The sequence below is a fragment of the Lysinibacillus sp. FSL H8-0500 genome (genome assembly GCF_038051955.1).
GTDB classification, from domain to species: domain Bacteria; phylum Bacillota; class Bacilli; order Bacillales_A; family Planococcaceae; genus Lysinibacillus; species Lysinibacillus macroides.
On record NZ_CP150292.1, the window covers coordinates 2,121,456 to 2,141,921 of the forward strand.

Consider the following 20,466-nt stretch of genomic DNA (forward strand, 5'->3'; position numbering starts at 1 on the left):
CCAAAAAACAAATAAGCCACTTAGTCCCAATAAAATAGAGTAGGCTAAGTGGCTTCAAAGCATTGTGGTTGTGAAATGAAAGTTGTACTTTTTATAATGGCAATCACATATTTCTATACACACCACATATAGTGACCAGCCTTAAAATAAGGCTGTTACACAGTGGAGCGAGCTGTTTCAAAGCATTATTGACATGTCAAGTGAGAACTTCATATACTCACTTGACATTTGGATAAATCATTGTAGCTGGGTCTACATATTCATCAAACTGTTCTTCCGTTAGTAAGCCGCTTGCGATAGCAGCTGCTTTTAATGTAGTGCCTTCTTTGTGAGCCTGTTTTGCGATTTTTGCTGCGTTTTCATAGCCAATATATGGGTTTAATGCTGTTACAAGCATTAATGAATTTTGTAAATTATGATCGAGTACTTCTTTGTTTGGTTCAATGCCTACTGCACAATGGTCGTTAAATGATTTCATTGTATCTGCTAATAAGCGCGTTGATTGTAAGAAGTTATAAATAATGACTGGTTTAAAGACGTTTAATTCAAAGTTACCTTGAGAAGCGGCGAAGGCAATCGTTGCGTCATTTCCAACTACTTGCGTGACAACCATTGTCATTGCTTCACTTTGGGTAGGGTTAACTTTACCTGGCATAATGGAAGAGCCTGGTTCGTTTTCTGGGATGGTAATTTCACCAATACCTGAACGAGGACCACTTGCTAGCCAGCGAACGTCATTGGCAATTTTCATTAAATCAGCCGCTAAAGCCTTTAATGCACCATGTGCCACAACCGCTTCATCATGACTTGTTAATGCATGGAATTTATTTGCAGCAGATGTAAATTGTTTGCTAGTTAGCTCACTAATTTCCGTAGCTACACGGTCACCAAATTCAGGGTGTGCATTGATACCCGTACCAACCGCTGTTCCGCCAATTGCAAGCTCCTTCATATAATCAATATTTTGAATAATCATATGCTCCGATTTTGCCAGCATGGCCGCCCAGCCGCTAATTTCCTGACCTAATGTTAGGGGAGTCGCATCCTGTAAATGCGTACGACCAATTTTAATAATATCTTTAAATTGTACTGCCTTCTCTTCTAATGTAGCTTTTAATAGACGTAGTCGAGGTAATAAATAATCCTCTACTTTTAAAACAGCCGCAATATGCAAGGCTGTTGGGAATGTATCATTTGAGCTTTGTGATTTATTGACATCATCATTTGGATGAATGCGATCAGCCTCACCAGCATCCTGTAAAAGCTGATTCGCACGGTGTGCAATGACCTCATTTACATTCATATTAGATTGTGTACCACTACCAGTTTGCCAAACAACAAGTGGAAATTGATCGTCCCATTGCCCATTTAAAATTTCATCGGCAGCCTGTACAATGGCATTTGTTTTAATATCGGAAAGTTTGCCTAATTTGTTGTTCGCAATCGCCGCACTTTTCTTTAAGATCGTCATAGCTTGCACAAGCTCGATTGGCATTTGTTCCGTGCCAATTTGGAAATTTTCTTTACTGCGCTGTGTTTGCGCGCCCCAAATTTTATTAGCGGGTACTTTAATTTCACCCATAGTGTCTTTTTCAATACGATAATCCATGTCCAAACAGCTCCTTTAGTATGTATATTTCTCCGTAATATGCAGATAAAAAACGGATACTCTTAGTCTGATGTAAGAATATCCGTTTGATACATGCTTATTCAAAAAAGAGGGGGATTTTGAATAAAGCAATTTGGAGAAAAGAAATAATCTACTGATAATGATAATTGTTATCAATTAAAAAGTCAACGATTTTGTTTAAAGAAATTTTATAATGAGAATAATTCGCAATAATTATTATAATTATTCCCGAACTTTTAGGGAATAAACTACATTTTGCTGGGCTATCTCTTTTTCTTCCCTAATTCTTTAAGCGATTGTTTTTTAGGGATTTTTTCGAACATTATCTTTACATGAAAATTATTGTCATCGACTTGAAGTACCTCCAACACCTTTGCCTTGCGTCCTTTAATGCGAATATCCTCTTCCACAGTAGGTAGTTTGACAAGCAATTGACTTAAAACGGACGTCTTGTTTTCATAAAAATGAGTCACAAACATCACGATTCTCCTTCTGACTTTTGATTATTACTCAATTTATGAGCGGAAGATAATAGTTAGAACTTTTGAGATGGTGGAAGATGGTGAATATAGATGAACCAAGTTCAGTCCGCTTATAAAAATGTTAGAGGTGATCTTAAAGTGAGGAAATAGACTTAGAAAGTATCTATTTTGGATTTATTTTCAAAATATTTAAATTATTTACTTTTGCTATATGTAGTAGAAGACAATTAAGTAATCTAAATGTAAAATGAAAGAGAAATTAAAATGTGGATTTAAAATAAGCTTCAATATTGTACATTTTTTGTTTAGCAATCGGGCCAATTTATGAAACAATGCAACAGAACCATATTGCCCTTATTTTTAGGGATTTCTGATAAATACTAGCTCCCGATTAACTAAATCATCTTCTCCATTAAGATGTGGTACTATTATTTTGCAATAAACAACAAGGTGGGCAACCAATGAACAAAACAGACCGATTATTTGCCATCGTGCTGGAGCTGCAACGTAAAGAAGTTGTACGGGCCGAAGATTTGTCAGCCCTATTTGAAACTAGTGTGCGGACCATTTATCGTGACATTGAGGCGCTGAGTGAAGCGGGCGTGCCGATCATAGGAGCACCTGGTATAGGATATTCCCTGATGGAAGGCTATTTCCTACCACCGATCAGTTTCACGGTACCGGAAGCCGTGAGCTTGCTGATTGGAACAGACTTTATTGAACAACGATTTGATGATGATTATCGCGTCAAGGCGCAAGACGCTCGCAGCAAACTCGAGATCATTCTACCGGAAAACGTTCGCAATGAAACATCTCGTGTACGCAACGCTATGCGTTTGCTCAATTCCGATAAACAGGCCATGCCGTCAAAAGAAAAGGAATATCTAGAAAAGATCCGTCGGGCGATATTAGACAAGCGAAAGATTGGCTTTCAATATGTAAAAGGACTTGCGGATTCTGAGGGGAATCGCCATAGTGTTCGTACTGTTGCTCCCTATGGATTGGTGCTCGTTCAAGGCTCGTGGATGCTCGTGGCCTATTGTGATCTGCGCCGAGACATTCGCCATTTCCGATTATCCAGAATGACGGAACTTATCGATCTGGAAGAACGATTTAAAATACCGGCGCACTTTAACTTTAGAGATTATACCCCTGCGGATGATCGGCACTTACTGGTTCGTCTCCGATTTAATCTTGAGATCGCAGATAAGGTGAAGGAATCTAACTATTATTACATAGAGGATATGGTAGAGCATCAAGATGGATTGGATGTATTCATACGCGTTCGTCAACTGGACGAAGTGTTGCAATGGGTGCTTGGCTGGGGAGCAGGTGTGATAGTATTGGAGCCTGAATCGTTTCGAAATCGAATTCGTGAGGAAGCCAAAAAAATGTTAAAACGCTACTGACATACCGTTGTCAGTAGCGTTATTTTATAATCGGAGTAAGTAAGCCTAAAGGAGTGAGAGAAATGCGAAGTCGTATATCTTACATCGGTTGGAGAGATGATAAGATACGAAATTGTATCGTTTATTTAGAATGAAATCGTTCAAAAGACAAAATGCTAATATATCACACAATAAATATTTAAGGAGATGGAATACATGGCTACACCTCAACTCGACTTTTTATCAATTCAGGTAAGGGATCTTGAAAAATCACGTGAATTTTATCAGAATATTCTTGGTTTTGAAATTGAAAATGAAAATCCAGAAGCCTATATCTTTAAAAATGAAAAGGGTGCTTCTTTTGCCATTAGAAAACCTTTGGTTGATTTGGACAAAGCAGGCAAACTTGGATGGGGAATCGCACTTTGGTTTTCCGTTTTTGACGTGGAAAAACGATATGATGAAGTGCGTGGTAAAAAAGTGAAGATTGTTAAGGATTTAGCAGACAGTCCCTTTGGTAAGGTGTTTACAGTAGAAGATCCTGATGGATATTATATTACTCTTCACGGATAAATCCTCCTTAGTTTGTACAAAGATAAAAATGTTTTGCCGTTAAAGGGTGCGATTGTGGACAACGAAAAAGGTTTAATTTCTCAGTTTTAATGCTGAGAAATTGGGCTTTTTTTATTTACTTATAGTGCAAAAAAACAATTAAAATAGATGCAAATTAGCTTCTAAAGTGACACTAAAAGGAACTCTAAGTGAGGCAACCCTCTCAAAAAGAAACAAGATAGAGGCAACATTTTTATCAAAGATAATCAATAAACAAAGCCCTGCGAAATAAAATCTATATAGAAATCACTTAATCATTCAGGAGAAAGGAGGTCAACATCCACTTATTTTATAAAAAAATCAAAAATATGACATGATTTTACGTGTAGTAATTGTAACTTTCGACATATTTTTTATTTATTTCTCAGGAAATATCTCATAGGGATCTGGGGAAATGCTAGGACCCATCGTAAGCTATTTCAGTTAATTTATGTGTATAGAGCGCTTTTAATTAAAATCCGTTCATAGAAATAGGTGGATGACGTTTCAGCTAGGGCGATGTTCGTTATAATAAAGGAAAGGAGGAGACGAGATGTATTTAAAGTCATGTAAGGTATTACAGGATACGATTCCAAATAAACAGGTGTATCCTTTTAATATTCCAAGCTTGAAAGATTTACATGAGCTGGAATTTCCGACAAATGTGACGTTCTTTGTAGGGGAAAATGGCTCGGGAAAATCAACATTACTTGAGGCGATTGCAGATCGCTGCGATTTTAATACAGCGGGTGGTGGTCGTCAAAATTTATATGAAGTACATAAAGCGAAATCTTCATTGGGGGAATATATCCGTTTGTCGTGGCTACCCAAAATATCGAATGGGTTTTTTCTTCGATCTGAAACATTTTATCAATTTGCCAGTCATATTGATTTGTTAGAACACCCAAATAAATATGCTGCTTTTGGAGGGAAATCATTGCACCATCAATCCCATGGTGAATCCTTTCTGTCGTTATTTATGAATCGTTTTAGGGGCAAGGCTATCTATTTATTAGATGAGCCTGAAGCAGCTTTGTCTCCAACAAGACAGCTAAGCCTGCTGAAAATTATCAAGGACTTAGAGCAGGAAGCACAATTTATTATTGCGACTCACTCGCCTATTTTGCTTGGCTATCCTGAGGCAACGATTTATAGTTTTGATAACGGTGAAATTGAAGCGATTCGCTATGAGGAAACCATCCATTATATCGTCACGAAACGCTTTTTAGCTGCACCTGAAAGTATTTTACGCGAGTTATTTGATGAGGAGAGGGAATCATGAATCAACGAAAAGGCTTAGTTATGCGAGACATTCGATTAGACGAAATGGCACAATCCATTGATTTGCTCAATTATGTCTTTCAAATGTCCATGTCCATTCATAAGGATCGTCGCTTTGTCAATGCAAAAAGCAGGCAATTTAACGAGGGACATGCAATTGGCTGGTTTGATGGCTCACAGCTTGTTTCGCAAATTTTAAGTTTGCCTTTTGAGGTCAATGTGCATGGCAAAATTTACGAAATGGGTGGTATTACGGCGGTTGGAACCTATCCTGAATATTCAGGTCATGGCTTAATGGAGGGCTTGATTATTGAAAGCCTGCAAAGAATGCGCAACGAAGATCAATATATTTCCTATTTATTTCCATACTCAATTCCCTATTATCGTAAAAAGGGCTGGGAAATTATGAGTGATATCGTGGAGTTTCAGGTGAAGGATACCCAACTCCCACATTACACGGGGCTCAATGGAAAAATTCGCCGTGTTGATCCCAGGCATGAGGATGTGGTTACCATCTACGCAGGCTATGCCAAGAGAACACATGGTGTGATGGTGCGTAATAGTATTGCTTGGAATGAAAAGTTTCAGGAGGATTTTTGGGAGGAAAAATTTATTGATAGTGATGTCAATCTTCAGGCAGCGGTTTACTATGATGAAGAGGATACACCACAGGGCTATCTGTTTTATCGTATTATGGAGGAGAATTATTATATTGATGAAATCGTCTATTTGCAGGAGGAGGCACGTAAAGGCTTGTGGAACTTTGTCTCTGCACATAGCTCGATGATTTATAATGTATACGGAAAAACAACAGGTAATGAAGCAGTGGCATTTTTATTAGAGGATAGCGAAATTATTCAAAAGGTTTCGCCTTATTTTATGGCAAGAATTGTTGATGTAAAAGAGTTTTTATTGCGTTATCCATTTAACGGTCATGATTTTCAGCTTCGTTTGGCTGTTAATGATCGCGTTGTCGCATGGAATAATGGCACATTTATAGTGAATATGAAAGCAGGTAAGCTATCCGTTCAAAAGGTAAGTGAGGTACTGGGAGAGGATGCGGTTCATTTAACGGTTCAAACCCTTGCTACAATGCTGTTAGGCTATAAACGACCAAGCTATTTAGAAAAGATCGAGCGTTTACAGGGCCGTGCGGAGGATATTGCGCTACTAGAGGCCGTGCTACCAGTAGGTATTCCGACATTTATTGATTATTTTTAAAGAATTGCATGAGTATGTGACCAATTAGCTTGAGGAAAGCCATAATCATTTAAAGTTCTGGTTTTCCCCAAGCTTTCTTTAATAGCTGGACGCCTCTCTTAATTTCTTCTATGGTTAACTTACTAAATCCTAACTGCAGCATTGGTTCCTCACTTACTTGATGGAGAAAAAATGGGCTGGTTGGATACACCTTGACACCATAAAGCTTTGCACATTCGATTAGCTGCTGCTCTGATAGTAAGGATTTTACTTTTATTAAAATATAAAGTCCTGACTGCTCGCCTAAAATCGTTATGTTTTTACCAAAATGTTGTTGCAGCTCCTGTACAAGGTGTTGCATTTTTTGTTTATAGGTCAGTCGCATTCTTTTAATATGACGTGTCCATTCTCCTTGAGCGATAAACTGTGCCAATGTGCGTTGATGAAGGGGCGAGGCATTTTGCTCAAAAGCAGCAAAGCGTATTTTAAATGACTGCACAAGTATATTTGGCAATACCATATAGCTTAAACGGATGCTAGGTAAAAAGGATTTTGAAAAAGTACCAAGATAAATAACACGAGATGCATCAATCGACGCAAGGGCGGGAAATGGCTGCTGTGTATAGCGAAATTCCCCGTCATAATCATCCTCTAAAATATAGCCATTGACTTGCTGTGCCCATTGTATTAAGGCTTGTCGCTGCTGAATAGTCATGGATACGCCGTATGGGAAATGATGTGAGGGGGTGACATAGAGCAAGCGTGCTGAACACTGTGTTAATTGATCAAGCTGAGCCCCCTGTGTTGACACAGGCAATGCCTCTATTTGAAAGCCATGCAATTGAAAAGCCTCACGCGCCCCGTTATAGCCTGGGTCTTCCAATATGATGCTTGAGAAATTTTCTTTGAATAAAAACCCTAAATACAGAAGCATTTGCTGTGTGCTGCTGCCAATAATAATATTGTCAGCAGTGGTGACAACACCCCTTGCTTGTAGTAAATAGGGCACAAGCTGTTCCTTAAGCAATGGCTCTCCAAAGGGCTCCCCATATTTATAGCATTCAGGGGTTTGTAATACTTGATTTGCCATGTGACGCCATATTTTTAGTGGAAAATATTGCTGATCAACAGCTCCTGCTCGGAAATCGACGATGTATGTGGCTGTATCCACGGGGGGCTGGAAAACAGCGGGCTGCTCTTGCTCCTGTAAAAAAACTTGTTCCAATGCATTGACAAAATAGCCTTTTCGCCCTTCGCCACGTATATAGCCCTCTGCTACAAGCTGCTCATAGGCAGTTAATGTGGTATTACGACTAACCTGTAATGTTTCCGCAAGTTTACGAATGGATGGTAAGGTATCATCGATTTTCAGCGTTCCTTGCAAAATAAGTGTTTTTATTTGCTGATAAATTTGCTTATACTTTGCCTCGTGTTCTGTTAACAAAAAGATAAAATTGTCCATGGAGCACCGCCTTGACATGCTGAAATATTGAAAATTGTTTCTTTTAGAATGTCATATTACTTACTATCATCATACAAGAAGGACAATTAAAAAGAAATGGGGAGTAACTATGAAAATTTGTACAGTGACACAGCAAACCGTAAAGGCAGTTGCACCATTATTTAATGCCTATCGTGAATTTTATGGTCAGCCCTCTGATGCTAAGGGAGCCGAACAGTTTATACAGCAGCGTATAGATAACAAGGAGTCGATTATTTTTCTTGCTTATCAAGGGGAGGAGGCTGTTGGTTTTGCACAGCTCTATCCGATGTAGCCATGAAAAGAGCGTTTGTTTTAAATGATTTATTTGTCGCACCACATGTAAGACAGCAAGGAGTCGCACAAGCTTTAATGGAGCAATGCTATGCCCATTGTCAGCAGCAGAACACCCACTCTATGATGCTTGAAACAGCAGTAGATAATAAACAGGCACAAAAGCTCTATAACAAGCTTGGCATGACCATTGATCAAAGCGTTTATTATTTATAGTATTTATTGGTGAAATCACAGCAGCACTATTCTGCTAACACTTCAATGGTAAAGCCACCCGGTGCTTGGACATAAAATGTATAGCCATGAGATTCAATAGGAGCATCCACCTTATAGCCATCATTTTTTAAGCGCTTATTGATAGCATCCACCTTTGCTCTGCTATCCTGTGGAAATCCAATATGAAAGGTAGCTGGATAGTGCACATCTTTTCCTTTCATTAATGTTAAAACAAATTGCTGATCATCCAGCATAGCAGCAAAGCTTTTGCCACGGCTGCCAACGCATATCATATGAAAATAGGTTTCTAAAAATTGGCGTGTAGCATCCACATCATTGACTGTTAAATTTAAGTGATTTAATTTCATAGTTTACCTCTGTTTGAAATAGTATTGGGGGAGTGCCTAATTTAGCGAGAAGATCGCTCAATAATGAACTCAAAGTGCTCAATCAAGCGAGAAGATCGCTCAATAGCGAATCTAAAGTGCTCAATCAAGCGAAAGATCGCTCAATGGTGAACTCAAAGTGCTCAATCAAGCGAGAAGATCGCTCAATAGTGAATCTAAAGTGCTCAATCAAGCGAAAGATCGCTCAATAGTGAATCCAAAGTGCTCAATCAAGCAAAGAATTCGCTCAATCATAAACCTGGGGTGCTGTATCTAATGAGGGGAGCGCCCCAGTAGATTAAGCATGACACATCCAGCCTGCAAAAAGACCCGAAGTAAAAAAGCGAGTAATATGTTGAAAGCCTGATTCACGCAATAATTGCTCAATTTGCTGATCTGAAATAAAGGAAATATTCATAATAACTTTCCCCATATCCTCCACCTTTGCTTGAGGATAGCCCACATCTAAAAAGAAGCTTTGCCATATTTTAATGCGATCTTGTAGCTCCTCGCTATCTCGCTGCCCATAGGCACTCACAAGGACGAATGGCTTACCTGGCTTTAATTGCTCATGAATATTTTGCAGCAACGCTAATTTTTCCTGCCACTGTTCAATAAAGTGCAGCACTAAAATACAGCTAGCCGCATCAAACTTTCTCGTTGTTGCTGGCAAATGGTCAATAGTACCTTGAATAAGTTGTACCCGGCTGTCTAAGCCACACTGTGTCGCTTTATAAGATGCGATTTGCAGCATTTCCTCAGATGGATCAACCCCTGTAAATGACCATTTAGGATTGAACTGTCCCCAGGCAGAAAGTTCATTGCCACCACCCGCCCCAACGATGAGGATAGAAGCCTGGTGTACTCCTAATTGCGCACGAAAATATGCTTGTATCATTGAAAATAATATATCATAGCCAGGCACAGAGATACGCGCGTTGTGCTCATATGCCTGTGATTTTTGAAGAAGCTGTGTGGCGTCATTTTTCATAAATAGTACCTCCATTATCTTAATGTATATATTATAGACCTTTATTGTCTTTAATTAAGTATACATAAAAATAAATAAAATCACAAAGTAGAAGTCCTCCAATAGTTTGAATGAATTTATTGTAAATCATATAATATTTAACCCTAAAAATAAATAATTTAATGATTATCATTAAAATTTTGTTGAAAATAGAGTTATTTTCTTCTATGCTTATCGTAACAAAGAAAGCTGGAGGGAGAAAGATGATAAATGCCATTCTACAAGTCCCATTATTTTCAATAATCCCATTTATTTGGTGGTTTTTTACAGCGAGAAAAAAAGAGTCCTTTCAAGCATGGCTAGGATTTCACAAGCCTATTATTACTTATAAAGGAGCCTATTTTGCTTTATGTCTGTTAGCGATTGCTCTCTTTATTGTCCCTCTACAAGCTCTTGTTTTCTTCTATATTGACAGCTCCTTACTCGCATCCAATCAATTTGTTGACCTTGGGTTAACAGGGCTATTTCCCGCTCTCTCTTATGCTATTATTCAAACGGGTTTATCAGAGGAGCTATTATTTCGGGGTTTTTTATTGAAAAGATTAGCTAGGTGGTTTGGTTTTCAAATGGGGAATATTTTGCAAAGCCTTATGTTTGGCTGTATCCATGGAGCAATGCTATGGTCGGTGTTGCCTGTTTTTGTGCTATTACTTATCGTACTTGCGACGGCATTTGCAGGTTATATAATGGGCTGGCTAAATGAACGGTTATCAGGGGGCTCGATTTTAACAAGTTGGGCTATACATAGCATGGCTAATTTTTTAGCTGCTGGTATGTCGATATTTCAAATTTTGTGAGGTATTTGCATTTCTTGTAGGGCGCTTGCATAATAAAGAGAGTTTGGTTAGGGTGAGAAACTAGAAAGCAGGGGTCTAATGAATAAACTTACACTGTTTACGCTGGCAATGGTTGTCTATTATATCGTGGTTGTTGTGCTGGTCAGCAAGCTAGTGATAATCCCTATTATGAAATTGATGTTATTCATTTTCTTTTTAGGGGCAGGTCTGATATTTGCACGTAAGATGCGTAAAAGATTATAGTAGGGGCATTATGCGAATCGTTCAATTAATGCTATTCTATTTAGCGATTATTCTAGTAGGAATGGCGCTTTCGTGGTTATCTATTGCACTTGCGATAGTTGCTGTCATCGCACTTGCCGTAATTTATCATCACATACATATTCTCTATCGCTCCAGTAATATGAAGCTGGTGGATAAATTGGTGAAACGTCGCCAAAAAGAGACGATTTTTGCTGGACTTTATGCAATGACGTATGGCACAAAGGAAGAGCGGCTTTACACAATGGATGCCATTATCCAGCGGTATAAGCAGCCAGCTATCCAATATAACTAGCAATTTTGGAGGAAAATCTTAGTGCGGCAAAGGTAGCTGCACAGCATATTCAAAAAGAGCCATTATCGAGTTATGTGTTATATGGCGGTACTAGAAGGCAGAATGGCTGATATGCGCAGTGATAAGCTGACATAGCCAGGAAGGTAGCCAGCGTTTGAAGCGGTTTATGCTTATACACTAAAGGTTTAGGCAATGTTGCGGCTAGCATTGAACAGCCTGATGGTATGCAAAAATATAGTTTAATCCATAATTTAAAGCAGATGGAGCAAGTGATAATGAAGGCTACTTGATTGATGATCAGGTAGCCTATTGACGTTTCTCTAATAAAAAACCACGTACAATCCCTAGGCTAAAGATGCCGCATAAGAACAAGAGAAATAGATAGGCATGCCACTGTTGTAAAATACGGTCACGCCCTAATGCGATGGTCAGGTCGTTTAAAAGGGAATAGGTAAAGTATAGTAAAATACTATTTTTCATCAGGCAAAATGTAATAATGCCATTTTGTCGCTGCTTATGTGAAAGCGGTGGTTTGTTGTTACGTAGCACAGGATAAGCCGCTTTTATTTCTAAATAGTGTAACAGTAAAAAAAGCATAAGGGCAACAAAGGGTAAATAAAAAATAGCAATTTTAGGACCAAGCTGGGCATGGTCACTTGTAAAGCTTTGTAATACAGGGATTGTGGCAGGAAGCTTATGATATTGGATGAGTGTTGCTGTAATGCCAGCGAAAAAAATAATAGCCACGATGATTGTTAGGTGGTGACAAAAGCGTGGTATAGGTGTTTTTTGTTGGTGCTGCATCCATGTCCCTCATTTCCATTCTCATTCAAAATAGCAATCTGTTATACTGTATCATAGAATGATCGTTTTTGTATGAGAGAAAGAAGGATTGCATGGAATACCTATTATTTTTAGTCATCGGTATCATCGGGAATATTATTGGCACATTAGTAGGGGGTGGTGGCTTAATTACTTTACCCACAATGATGCTAATGGGTGTGCCTGTCCACTCTGCAATTGGCGCAAACAAAGTGTCTAATATGGTTAGTGCTTTTTCAAGCTTTTACAGCATTTATCGCAGAAAAGAATTGGTTTGGGCAGAAATGCGCGCGGTGTTACTAGTGTCTTTAATTGGCGGTACTTGTGGTGGACTTTTTGCCTCGTTCATGAGCAGTCAGGCATTAACACTAACTGCTATTCTTTTATTAGGCTTTGCCCTTGTTATGTCCTTTATGGGAGGGGCAGACTTTGGGAATCGAGAACGCTTTGTGATGAATCGGAAAAATGGCACGATCTTGTTTGGTGTGGGGATTTACGATGGGATGTTTGGCCCTGGCAGTAGCACGCTGGCACTTTATACATATGCCCATGAAAAGATTGCCTATATAAAAGCAGTAGGACTATCACGTATCGGTGTTTTTGCAATGTGCTCAGGTGCAGCCATTACCTATATTGCGACTGGCAAAATTGAATGGTCACTCACACTTATTTTAATGCTCGGCTCGGTGATTGGTGCACAAATTGGCATTGTCTTGGCAAGAAAGGTGAAAGCCAAACAAGTCAAGCTGTTACTGCGTATTGTAACCATTGTTCTGATTGTGCAGCTTGTCTATGACTTTATTCATCAATTATAATAGCTGGCTTCGCTACAAGTAGTAAGCCAGCTTTTTGTTGTGTTATTTTTTGATAATATAGTTTTCACCAAGAATTTCTTTGAATGCATAAGCATCTGTTGCGAGATTTTCCTTTAAAAAATTTGTAACAGATGCTTGGTCGAGGTCATACATTTCCTCAATTTCTTTTGAAAAAAGCAGCTCTTCTTTTTCCAGTAAGCTGGTAAGAGAAGGTAGCTCCTTTGGCTGTAGCTCTTTGCCAAGCACTTGCTGTAATCCTTGTACATATATGTCAAGTGGACGACTGCCAACAATTTTTACACCTTTATTTGCCTCGTTTATCATAATAATTGTGGGGAAGCCTCTTGCGCCAAGCTTGCGTGCAAGTGCAAAGTCCTCATTTAACAGTTCATGGCCAATTGGGCTTTCTGCTTCTTCCACAATAGCCTTACCATCAAGCCCCATCACATCAACAATGTTAGCTAATACATCTAATGCTGAAACATTTTGATTAAAAGGAAAAAGCTGCTCTCTTGTGCGACGCAAATATTGGGATGCTTTGTCAGCACCATGATTGTTGTCGATAATTTTTAATACACGGGATGCTGGAAAGGACGATTGTACAGGATTATCGAGCATCACAGAGCCATCAATAGGCATACGTGAATGCTGTCCAACCTCTCGCCAGTGTGGTGCCACATCTGCTGGCTTATAAATGCCGTTTGCAGGATCGATGGGTCCATCATGCCATTTTTCTAATAATCCACCTAGCACTGTATGGAAATTGAAGTAGTGCCCATATTGCTCTTGGAAGCGTCGCAGAACAGGCTCTAATGCCCAGCAATGGGAGCAAATCGGGTCTGTTACATAATAAACATTCACCGTTTTTGCTGGTTGACTGAAATCAATTATTTCCATATCATCCTCGCCGGCAACACCACATATACCTGTTTGTAAATCACACATCATATTCCTATTGGTCATTTGAGTACCTCCTAATTAGCGTCTTCTATTTGCTTTATAGCTTTATTGTAGTAATAATAAAAATAAAAAAATACCAATAGATTATAAGATATGTTGTTTAGCCAACATATTGGCAAAATTGTTGAAAAAGTAGGAGGGGTCATGATGACGCAAGGAAAAACTGATCCTCGTGTGTTACGTACAAGAAAATCTATTATGGATGCATTTATTGAGCTTTCCACTAAAAAGGAATTTAAAGATATAACGGTTAAAGATATTACAGCTGAGGCAATGATTAATCGTGCAACCTTTTATGCGCATTTTGAAGATATTTATGATTTATTAGAAAAGGTGTTAGCAGAAGTGTTTTTAATCAATTTAGATTACTATATTTTGGCTGAAAATATGTTCAATGAAGAAACAGTCATCAGTATTTTTACAGCGATCACCAACTTTCAGCGCTCGTTATCTTCACGCTGTCATCGTGGCTATGAAGATACGATTGCTCGTATCATTAGAGATCAGCTTGAAGTTATTTTTGATAAACTGTTAGCTGCAAAACACGCAGGAAAAGATCCTGAAATAGTAAAAATAACGACGGCTATGCTAAGCTGGGCAATATATGGGGCATCAGTAGAATGGCGTAAAAATAGTATGCATATCGTACCTGAAGCGTTTATTAAAAAGGCAATTCCATTTATTTTTGCAGGGATTGAACTTTCCTATGTAGGAGGTGATGGGGATGTTTGAGATAACCCCATATCCAACCTTTTCATGGTCGCTATCACGTCATAAAACACTGACAGGCTGCGCACGCAAATATGGCTATGAATACTATTTTTCACATAATGGCTGGCTTCGCTACAATGTTGAGCCATTTCATCAGCATGTCTATCGTTTAAAGAAGCTACAGTCGATGCCAATTTTATTTGGGCAAATTGTCCATCGCTTTATTGAGCAGGCGATTAATGACTACTTGCAAACAGGAAAAATTCCGACTGTAGAGGAGCTGATTCAAAGCGCACGTGGACAGCTAAATGCGGCATTTATTGACTCAACTCGCCATGCAGAACAATGGCGACAAAAGCCGACAAAATACTATATGATGCAGGAAATTTACTATCAAGGGCAGCTTCCTACTGATCTTATTCGAGACTATAAAGAGCGTTTACAGCTTGTTTTCGAACATTTTTTGATGAGTGAGACATTTCAGCAAATTACGGCTCAAAAAGGCTCTTTACGAATTGGTGAGCCTGAGCAATTCCGCTCAATGAAAATTGACGATATTCAAGTATTTGTGGTAATGGATTTCCATTATTATAATGAGCTAACAGATAAATGGGTAATTATCGATTGGAAAACGGGTGGGGAGTCTGATGATGACCGTCAGCAATTAGCGCTTTATGCTTATTATGTCCAGCAAAAATATCGTGTATCGTTGGTGCAAATTGAGGTTTATAATGAATATTTACTAACGGGTAAACGTAAAAAATATCAATTTACAGATTTTGATATGGCTAATATTTTGCATACATTTCAGTGCAGTGTATGGGAAATGAAAAAATACCAAGCCGATATTTTTGCCAACGAGCCTGTAGACGTGGAGGACTTTCAGCAAACAAGTCAACAATGGCAATGTCGTAGCTGTAATTTCAGGGAATTATGTAGACAATCATAAATAAAGCAGGGGTTAGGAAGAAAAGCCCTTGCTTTATTTTTTTATGTTAAGGGTCAATTTTTTTGAAAAAAAGATTAAATAGATATATTATTGAAAATATACTATTTTATGGATTTTAATCAGATGAAAAAGTATCTAGTGAATGGCAGTCAATGGTGAGATCTATCAACCATTCACTTGACTGATGCGATGAATCGACCAAATAGCTCCTACCACGGTGATTGTTACAAGAAAGGATACCCAAAAGTCAATCATAGGGCACTTGAGAGATGAACAGGCGCTATGCAAGAGAGTTTGTATGTTCATCAATAAACTTTAACAGGTCACATCGCATGGATGTGGCTTTTTTATATGGTAGGTTGAAGGGAGGTGTAAATAGAATGAAAAAAGTGACAAAGTCTATATTGTTTATGCATTAGTAAGTGGACATCCGTTTCATGAGATGATCGTAGGCTGCTTTAGCACATACGACAAGGCACAACAAGAAAAAGCACAGCATGCAATTGCACGTATTCAAGAAATGGAGGTAAAGTAAAGGGTAGGATATTTTAGGTACAAGCATTGAGAAAGGTTTTGGTATGATGATAAAGATGGTTCCTGTTATAGAAATCGAGTGAGCAGGTAATAAGCCTATCATTTTACCAATTACCTTTTAAAAACTTTTATGGAAGTCCTTAATCGTTCCATATATCAAATAGGTTAATTTAGGTATTTTTTCAAAATAATGATAGAAAAATATCGAATAAACAAGAAGAAATATGACATTTTCTAAGACTTTTTTGAATTTTTTAGAAAATGCAGTTGAATTATTGGGAGGCGATAGTATAATAAAGGCATAGTTGCCAATATGGTTAATAATTCCTCCATTATAGAGATTTAGTAGCTATATAGATGTAACTATCACTATAATAAAAACTAGAGAAATGGGGAGATTTTATGATTAACATGATTCAGTATTTAGAGCAGAATCCAGCATTAGTGACATTGTTAAAAGAAAAAAAAGCTTCTCTAATCGGTATGACAGAGCTAGAGCAAAAAGCAATTGTAGATTCATTTGATGAAGATGCAGGCTTAGAAAGTACGATTTGGTATTAAATTCAAATAATAAACAATGGTTTTGGCTTGCTATAAGTCTATATTTGGTACTAGGGATATATTTACTAAATGTTACATATAGTGAGCCTGTTTTAAATATGAAGGTAGCAAAAGAAGATGGGTATTGGATTTTAACTGAGCCATATTACAAAGGATGGGCTGAGAGACATCAAGTTAAAACAGGGGATATTATTTTAGAAGTGAATGGAGTAAAAGTAGATTATCTTTATGATTTAAAGTACGAACATGTAATTCGGACAGCCAGAGAACTAACTATTAAAAAGACTAATGGAGATATTATTAGTTTAAAAGTAAGCCTATTCGATATACCTCAGCAATTTTATTATGTTTTAATAGTTCCTTTTTGTTATTTTCTACTTACACTGTTTATCACTTTATATTTATATTATAAACAAAAAAATACGATTCTTATAAACCTGCTAATTCTTTTTATTTTAACGATTTCTTTAGCTTATGTTAGTAGTGGAGCGGCTAGTCGATTAAATACTTTAGGAATTATAATTAATCGAAGTAGTATGTTACTTTGTTTAGCAATATTAATGCATTTTCTGAAAATATATTTTGAATTTATAAGTTTAAATATGAATTTAAAATGGTTATTTATTAAAAAAGTTAATATATTCTACATTTTTCCTATAATAAGTGTATTACTTAGTATTTTCGGTATTTTATATCCTTCTACTCATTTTCAAAATTCATATATTATTTTAGGACTTTTTTTCTTTTTACTGTTACTGATTCTAGGAATAATAATAGTAGGATATTTCAAATATAAAACTCCACAATTAAAAATATTATTAAGTAGTATTATTATCCCGTTTTTACCATTTCTATTTCTTTATGCTTTACCTCAAATTTTATTTAATAAACAATTAATGTCTGCTGATGTATGTTCATTATTCTTAATGCTTATTCCTTTTAGTTTTATTTTCACACAGCTTACTGAGCGGATTTTTGATATGGAGTATTATATTTCGAGGCTGCGTTATTATTTTAATTTTTCCTTTGTCTTTACGCTTTGGCTATTATTAGGACTCTATTTTTTAACGGATTTACCACTGGCTCGCCTAACCGAGATTTTCTTTTTTGCGTTTCTTTCCTTAATGGCACTGTTTTATATAAAGGAACGGATTGATTATGGTAAGCGTAAGATTCTTTTCTCTACCAAAGGTGATTATATTCATCATCTGTATACAACTATCGACAGTATTGGTAGAGTGGTTAAAATTGAAGATTTGTTGGCACGATTTGTGCAGGAAGTGGCACTCCAGCTTGAGGTAGAAAATGTGACTGTGCTTACCTATGATTTCTATACCCACCGTGTCACCTTGAACGCTCAATCTCAGGCGTATATGCAGCATATTGATGAAACTCTGTTAGAACGATTAAGCTTAGGCGATATCCACAAAACAGACTATTTTTACCTAGCCTTTATTCACCAAGATGCCCATTCTAAACGGATTCTTGTCATCGATCATCGTCAATCGATTTACCTGAAGGATGAGGAATTGCTCTGGCTTGAATTATTGCTATTATACGTAAATAATTTTATTGAAAATACTAAAATGGTAGAGGATCTTTTACAGCAGCTCAAGCATATGAAAGCCGCTGGTAATCAGGAACTATCATGGCTCAATAAATTACTATGGCTACGTTTTGAGGAAGAAAAATATCAATTGGCCCAAGAACTGCATGATACGATTTTACAGGAACAACTTCATATCGCCAGAGAAATGGATGCGCTAGTACATGCGAAGGACATAGAAGGAATCTCGTCGCAGCTTGTGAAGGTGCATGAACAGCTGGTAATCTCCTTAAATGATTTAAGAGGGTATTGTGAAAGTTTAAAGCCACCATTATTGGATACATTGGGATTAAACGCAGCACTTGAAAAGCTTGTTCAAAAAATTAATAAGCGTGCTGATTTTTTATTAATTTATACGATGGATCGTCTTTATTTGGAGGATGAGCGTTTAAATTTAATAATTTATCGACTGTTTCAGGAGCTATTAAACAATGCACTCAAACATGCGAATGCCGATACAGTTGAAGTGCATTTGCTTAGCACAGAGGAAGGCTTTGAAATTCTCTATACAGATGATGGCATAGGCTGTAATATGGATGATCTTCTACGTGCTGATTCGATGGGTATTCGTGGTATGCAGGAGCGCGTTCAGGCGTTTAATGGGAAATTCACATTAGATACGAAGGTTGGGGAAGGGGTGACGATTCATATTCGGGTAAGTGAAGGTCATCATACGCCATCTTATACACCTCACACATTGAAACGCCCCCTTATTTAAGCCGAGGGTAATGCCATCAACCAAGTTTATTCTCCCTTCCTCGTCTCTATGTAGACAAGTTAGAATGTATCATACTTAAGCCAAATCGTATGATATTTAGCAGAATTGTTCACTTTTTAGAGCTAGCCACAACAAAAGACCACACCGATAATGGGTGGTCTTTTACTAGCTTTATTCTTCAACGGTTTCTGCAAATGATTTTCGGCCAGGGCTTATTTTATTAATATGAATATCAATTTTGCTAATGGACTCCTTCGTTAGGGGAATCTTGCCATCCTCTTCTAGCTTTTTCCATGCCTTAACATCGGAGCGATATAGATATTCAGATAAACGGAATACATCAGCGTCCATTTTTAGACCTTCTTCAAAGGTATTGACTATTTCTTTTTTGATTTCCGCTGCCACTTTTTCTCGTACCTCACCAGATGTTAGCTTACCCTTAAAGCCATTTAAAATAACGTTGAATTTCAAGAGCACCTCAAATGTTGCTTGATTATTACGAACGATAGGCTTTACCTTCACACTTAATTTTTTTATATCAACCGTTAAATAATCCTGCTCACTATCATCTAGCAGGACTGTAATTTCTCCTTGCTGTGTTTCATCGCTCATCCATTCAATACCACGGGCACTTTTCCCTTTGATAAAGCCTTTGAAATTGTCTTTCGTTAAAATACCGACACCTGCAAAACTAGTCTCGGTTGTTTGTTCTTCCTCTGTTTCCCAGCTTTTATTGAGCGTGATATAGGGGATACTTACCTCATAGCTCGGCTCGTTTAAACCAATAACAAGCTGTCTTAAATTAACAGGATCTACAAATGAATCTTGTTTCGTAATATTTTCAGGGTTACTTAGCTTTGCACTGGTTGGTGAGCGTTTTAATAATGGCGAAACTAATAATACGTCCTCGATAGGGTCCTGTGTACAATAGACCCAAATATGATACCGAGTTTCTCGAAAGCGTAAAAAAGTGTCAACTACTGAAATGGCATGCTCATTTTCCATAGCTTTCTCTGAAAAGAGAATAAACGTCATATGCCCCCAAAATACTTCCAGATCCATCGATCGGTATAATTTATAGATAGCTTCCTCTATTGTTTTCCCTTTTGCTTGACCAATTTCAGTAGGTGCAGCATCTGGGCTCGCCTGGTCTGTTTTTGCAACAGTGGCAAAGTTGATGATTTGTAAATAAGTAATATATTCATTATCCTTATAATCAACACCGACACCTTGTACATAATACATTCGTTGTGGCTCTGCTACATCCCAACAACCTGTTAGCAATAAGGTAGTAGCTAGCATAAAAGTAACAATCACTATATTTTTTTTGTGCATATGTCTCCCTACTTTTTTGAAGTTCATGTATCCTAGTGTGGACTAAAAATATATGTATTATAAGTAAAATAATGAGGACTTCAAGAAAATATAGGGTGAGCCAGAAAAGCTTATTTGTTATTTT

Annotated in this window: 22 protein-coding genes; 14 read left to right on the top strand and 8 right to left on the bottom strand. The window is 37.6% G+C overall.

Going from position 1 to position 20,466, the window contains the following annotated elements; all coding sequences use genetic code 11:
* Positions 1 to 217: 217 nt before the first annotated feature.
* Both fumC and MHB44_RS10080 read right to left on the bottom strand, forming a co-directional pair.
* Positions 218 to 1,609 carry a class II fumarate hydratase gene (gene fumC / locus MHB44_RS10075; protein WP_341302645.1) on the bottom strand — a complete coding sequence of 464 codons (1,392 nt, stop codon included), beginning with the start codon at positions 1,607 to 1,609 and terminating at the stop codon, positions 218 to 220.
* A 284-nt stretch (positions 1,610 to 1,893) separates the two neighbouring features.
* Positions 1,894 to 2,109: a hypothetical protein gene (locus tag MHB44_RS10080; protein WP_341302646.1), complete on the bottom strand. Its 216-nt coding sequence runs from the start codon at positions 2,107 to 2,109 to the stop codon at positions 1,894 to 1,896.
* Positions 2,110 to 2,573: 464 nt separating this feature from the next.
* Here MHB44_RS10080 and MHB44_RS10085 point away from each other — a divergent pair, with 464 nt between their 5' ends.
* The 4 genes from MHB44_RS10085 (at position 2,574) to MHB44_RS10100 (ending at position 6,593) form a co-directional block, all read left to right on the top strand.
* Positions 2,574 to 3,521, top strand: coding sequence for a YafY family protein (locus tag MHB44_RS10085; protein WP_341302647.1), 948 nt, complete (start codon positions 2,574 to 2,576; stop codon positions 3,519 to 3,521).
* A 195-nt stretch (positions 3,522 to 3,716) separates the two neighbouring features.
* A complete protein-coding gene (locus MHB44_RS10090; protein ID WP_341302648.1) occupies positions 3,717 to 4,073 on the top strand; it encodes a VOC family protein in 357 nt (118 codons plus the stop codon).
* Positions 4,074 to 4,644: 571 nt separating this feature from the next.
* Entirely contained in the window at positions 4,645 to 5,373 is a 729-nt protein-coding gene (locus MHB44_RS10095) for an AAA family ATPase (RefSeq protein ID WP_341302649.1), read from the top strand.
* Positions 5,370 to 6,593 carry a GNAT family N-acetyltransferase gene (locus MHB44_RS10100; protein ID WP_341302650.1) on the top strand — a complete coding sequence of 408 codons (1,224 nt, stop codon included), beginning with the start codon at positions 5,370 to 5,372 and terminating at the stop codon, positions 6,591 to 6,593. Before MHB44_RS10095 ends, MHB44_RS10100 begins: the two co-directional genes overlap by 4 nt.
* 49 nt (positions 6,594 to 6,642) lie before the next feature.
* On the opposite strand, the gene MHB44_RS10105 is transcribed toward MHB44_RS10100, so the two are convergent.
* Positions 6,643 to 8,034 carry a PLP-dependent aminotransferase family protein gene (locus tag MHB44_RS10105; RefSeq protein ID WP_341302651.1) on the bottom strand — a complete coding sequence of 464 codons (1,392 nt, stop codon included), beginning with the start codon at positions 8,032 to 8,034 and terminating at the stop codon, positions 6,643 to 6,645.
* 109 nt (positions 8,035 to 8,143) lie between these two features.
* Between MHB44_RS10105 and MHB44_RS10110 the strand changes: the two genes are divergently transcribed.
* Both MHB44_RS10110 and MHB44_RS10115 read left to right on the top strand, forming a co-directional pair.
* Positions 8,144 to 8,347, top strand: coding sequence for a hypothetical protein (locus MHB44_RS10110; protein WP_341302652.1), 204 nt, complete (start codon positions 8,144 to 8,146; stop codon positions 8,345 to 8,347).
* Positions 8,348 to 8,349: 2 nt separating this feature from the next.
* Entirely contained in the window at positions 8,350 to 8,562 is a 213-nt protein-coding gene (locus MHB44_RS10115) for a GNAT family N-acetyltransferase (RefSeq protein WP_341302653.1), read from the top strand.
* 26 nt (positions 8,563 to 8,588) lie between these two features.
* Here MHB44_RS10115 and MHB44_RS10120 read toward each other — a convergent pair whose 3' ends face one another.
* Positions 8,589 to 8,930 carry a VOC family protein gene (locus MHB44_RS10120; RefSeq protein ID WP_341302654.1) on the bottom strand — a complete coding sequence of 114 codons (342 nt, stop codon included), beginning with the start codon at positions 8,928 to 8,930 and terminating at the stop codon, positions 8,589 to 8,591.
* A gap of 316 nt (positions 8,931 to 9,246) precedes the next feature.
* Complete coding sequence (locus MHB44_RS10125) at positions 9,247 to 9,939, bottom strand: class I SAM-dependent methyltransferase (protein ID WP_341302655.1); 693 nt, start codon at positions 9,937 to 9,939, stop codon at positions 9,247 to 9,249.
* A 242-nt stretch (positions 9,940 to 10,181) separates the two neighbouring features.
* On the opposite strand from MHB44_RS10125, the gene MHB44_RS10130 reads away from it, so the two are divergent.
* The 3 genes from MHB44_RS10130 to MHB44_RS10140 all read left to right on the top strand — a co-directional run bounded on the left by MHB44_RS10130 (position 10,182) and on the right by MHB44_RS10140 (position 11,331).
* Positions 10,182 to 10,775, top strand: coding sequence for a CPBP family intramembrane glutamic endopeptidase (locus tag MHB44_RS10130; RefSeq protein ID WP_341302656.1), 594 nt, complete (start codon positions 10,182 to 10,184; stop codon positions 10,773 to 10,775).
* Positions 10,776 to 10,853: 78 nt separating this feature from the next.
* Complete coding sequence (locus MHB44_RS10135; protein WP_341302657.1) at positions 10,854 to 11,018, top strand: hypothetical protein; 165 nt, start codon at positions 10,854 to 10,856, stop codon at positions 11,016 to 11,018.
* 10 nt (positions 11,019 to 11,028) lie between these two features.
* On the top strand, positions 11,029 to 11,331 hold the full coding sequence (locus MHB44_RS10140) for a hypothetical protein (RefSeq protein WP_341302658.1): 303 nt from the start codon (positions 11,029 to 11,031) through the stop codon (positions 11,329 to 11,331).
* A 306-nt stretch (positions 11,332 to 11,637) separates the two neighbouring features.
* Here the strand turns inward: MHB44_RS10140 and MHB44_RS10145 are convergent, their stop codons facing one another.
* Positions 11,638 to 12,135, bottom strand: coding sequence for a DUF1648 domain-containing protein (locus tag MHB44_RS10145; protein WP_341302659.1), 498 nt, complete (start codon positions 12,133 to 12,135; stop codon positions 11,638 to 11,640).
* Positions 12,136 to 12,227: 92 nt separating this feature from the next.
* On the opposite strand from MHB44_RS10145, the gene MHB44_RS10150 reads away from it, so the two are divergent.
* Positions 12,228 to 12,968, top strand: coding sequence for a sulfite exporter TauE/SafE family protein (locus MHB44_RS10150; protein ID WP_341302660.1), 741 nt, complete (start codon positions 12,228 to 12,230; stop codon positions 12,966 to 12,968).
* 42 nt (positions 12,969 to 13,010) lie between these two features.
* Here MHB44_RS10150 and MHB44_RS10155 read toward each other — a convergent pair whose 3' ends face one another.
* A complete protein-coding gene (locus tag MHB44_RS10155; protein WP_341302661.1) occupies positions 13,011 to 13,931 on the bottom strand; it encodes a DsbA family protein in 921 nt (306 codons plus the stop codon).
* A 144-nt stretch (positions 13,932 to 14,075) separates the two neighbouring features.
* On the opposite strand from MHB44_RS10155, the gene MHB44_RS10160 reads away from it, so the two are divergent.
* From MHB44_RS10160 to MHB44_RS10175, 4 genes are all read left to right on the top strand, one after another.
* The gene (locus MHB44_RS10160) at positions 14,076 to 14,660 is read left to right on the top strand and encodes a TetR/AcrR family transcriptional regulator (protein ID WP_341302954.1); all 585 of its coding nucleotides are present in this window, start codon (positions 14,076 to 14,078) and stop codon (positions 14,658 to 14,660) included.
* The gene (locus MHB44_RS10165) at positions 14,653 to 15,588 is read left to right on the top strand and encodes a PD-(D/E)XK nuclease family protein (protein WP_341302662.1); all 936 of its coding nucleotides are present in this window, start codon (positions 14,653 to 14,655) and stop codon (positions 15,586 to 15,588) included. The genes MHB44_RS10160 and MHB44_RS10165 overlap by 8 nt, the downstream gene beginning before the upstream one ends.
* Positions 15,589 to 16,524: 936 nt before the next feature.
* Positions 16,525 to 16,683, top strand: coding sequence for a competence pheromone ComX (gene comX, locus MHB44_RS10170; protein WP_341302663.1), 159 nt, complete (start codon positions 16,525 to 16,527; stop codon positions 16,681 to 16,683).
* A gap of 98 nt (positions 16,684 to 16,781) precedes the next feature.
* The gene (locus tag MHB44_RS10175; RefSeq protein ID WP_341302664.1) at positions 16,782 to 19,007 is read left to right on the top strand and encodes an ATP-binding protein; all 2,226 of its coding nucleotides are present in this window, start codon (positions 16,782 to 16,784) and stop codon (positions 19,005 to 19,007) included.
* Positions 19,008 to 19,178: 171 nt separating this feature from the next.
* Here MHB44_RS10175 and MHB44_RS10180 read toward each other — a convergent pair whose 3' ends face one another.
* Positions 19,179 to 20,342: a Ger(x)C family spore germination protein gene (locus MHB44_RS10180; protein ID WP_341302665.1), complete on the bottom strand. Its 1,164-nt coding sequence runs from the start codon at positions 20,340 to 20,342 to the stop codon at positions 19,179 to 19,181.
* Positions 20,343 to 20,466 lie beyond the last annotated feature (124 nt).

Coding starts and splice junctions, on each gene's coding strand:
- MHB44_RS10125 (WP_341302655.1), bottom strand. CDS start 9,939: ATGAAAAATGACGCCACACAGCTTCTTCAAAAATCACAGGCATATGAG.
- MHB44_RS10160 (WP_341302954.1), top strand. CDS start 14,076: ATGACGCAAGGAAAAACTGATCCTCGTGTGTTACGTACAAGAAAATCT.
- MHB44_RS10150 (WP_341302660.1), top strand. CDS start 12,228: ATGGAATACCTATTATTTTTAGTCATCGGTATCATCGGGAATATTATT.
- MHB44_RS10175 (WP_341302664.1), top strand. CDS start 16,782: ATGAAGGTAGCAAAAGAAGATGGGTATTGGATTTTAACTGAGCCATAT.
- MHB44_RS10140 (WP_341302658.1), top strand. CDS start 11,029: ATGCGAATCGTTCAATTAATGCTATTCTATTTAGCGATTATTCTAGTA.
- MHB44_RS10155 (WP_341302661.1), bottom strand. CDS start 13,931: ATGACCAATAGGAATATGATGTGTGATTTACAAACAGGTATATGTGGT.
- MHB44_RS10145 (WP_341302659.1), bottom strand. CDS start 12,135: ATGCAGCACCAACAAAAAACACCTATACCACGCTTTTGTCACCACCTA.
- MHB44_RS10120 (WP_341302654.1), bottom strand. CDS start 8,930: ATGAAATTAAATCACTTAAATTTAACAGTCAATGATGTGGATGCTACA.
- comX (WP_341302663.1), top strand. CDS start 16,525: ATGATTAACATGATTCAGTATTTAGAGCAGAATCCAGCATTAGTGACA.
- MHB44_RS10105 (WP_341302651.1), bottom strand. CDS start 8,034: ATGGACAATTTTATCTTTTTGTTAACAGAACACGAGGCAAAGTATAAG.
- MHB44_RS10110 (WP_341302652.1), top strand. CDS start 8,144: ATGAAAATTTGTACAGTGACACAGCAAACCGTAAAGGCAGTTGCACCA.
- MHB44_RS10180 (WP_341302665.1), bottom strand. CDS start 20,342: ATGCACAAAAAAAATATAGTGATTGTTACTTTTATGCTAGCTACTACC.
- MHB44_RS10095 (WP_341302649.1), top strand. CDS start 4,645: ATGTATTTAAAGTCATGTAAGGTATTACAGGATACGATTCCAAATAAA.
- MHB44_RS10080 (WP_341302646.1), bottom strand. CDS start 2,109: ATGTTTGTGACTCATTTTTATGAAAACAAGACGTCCGTTTTAAGTCAA.
- fumC (WP_341302645.1), bottom strand. CDS start 1,609: ATGGATTATCGTATTGAAAAAGACACTATGGGTGAAATTAAAGTACCC.
- MHB44_RS10100 (WP_341302650.1), top strand. CDS start 5,370: ATGAATCAACGAAAAGGCTTAGTTATGCGAGACATTCGATTAGACGAA.
- MHB44_RS10130 (WP_341302656.1), top strand. CDS start 10,182: ATGATAAATGCCATTCTACAAGTCCCATTATTTTCAATAATCCCATTT.
- MHB44_RS10090 (WP_341302648.1), top strand. CDS start 3,717: ATGGCTACACCTCAACTCGACTTTTTATCAATTCAGGTAAGGGATCTT.
- MHB44_RS10115 (WP_341302653.1), top strand. CDS start 8,350: ATGAAAAGAGCGTTTGTTTTAAATGATTTATTTGTCGCACCACATGTA.
- MHB44_RS10135 (WP_341302657.1), top strand. CDS start 10,854: ATGAATAAACTTACACTGTTTACGCTGGCAATGGTTGTCTATTATATC.
- MHB44_RS10085 (WP_341302647.1), top strand. CDS start 2,574: ATGAACAAAACAGACCGATTATTTGCCATCGTGCTGGAGCTGCAACGT.
- MHB44_RS10165 (WP_341302662.1), top strand. CDS start 14,653: ATGTTTGAGATAACCCCATATCCAACCTTTTCATGGTCGCTATCACGT.